Annotated in this window: 1 protein-coding gene; it reads left to right on the plus strand. The window is 67.2% G+C overall.

Going from position 1 to position 472, the window contains the following annotated elements:
- The coding region (locus FQ705_RS00025) for an EAL domain-containing protein (protein WP_144137432.1) at window positions 1–472 on the plus strand (472 nt) is incomplete at both ends.

The raw sequence follows: 472 nt of genomic DNA on the forward strand, positions 1-472 counted from the left end.
GGCGCGGGCAGCGCGGCCGACGTGGCGCATCTGCTCGACGAACGGCTGCTGCCGCTCATGCAGGAGCCGCACCAGATCGGCGGCATGACGCTGCAGGTGGCGTGCAGCATCGGCATCGCGCTGTATCCGGATCACGGCGAGGACATCGAGACGCTGATGCAGAACGCCGATGCCGCGATGTACCGCGCGAAATCGGGCGGCCGCAATCTCGTCAAGTTCTTCTCGCCCGAGATGGCCGAAAGCGTGCGCCACCGCCTCGAACTCGAAACCCATCTGCGCACCTCGGTGGAGCGCCGCGAGCTGTGGCTCGAATACCAGCCCTGCGTGCAGGCCGCGACGGACCAGTTGCTGAGCGTGGAGGCGCTGCTGCGCTGGAAGCACCCGCATCTGGGCATGGTACCGCCCTCGCAATTCATCCCGATCGCGGAGGAAACGCGCCTCATCGTGCCGATCGGAGCCTGGGTGATCGACG

It is taken from the genome of Paraburkholderia sp. BCC1884 (assembly GCF_900996225.1).
Taxonomy (GTDB): Bacteria; Pseudomonadota; Gammaproteobacteria; order Burkholderiales; family Burkholderiaceae; genus Paraburkholderia.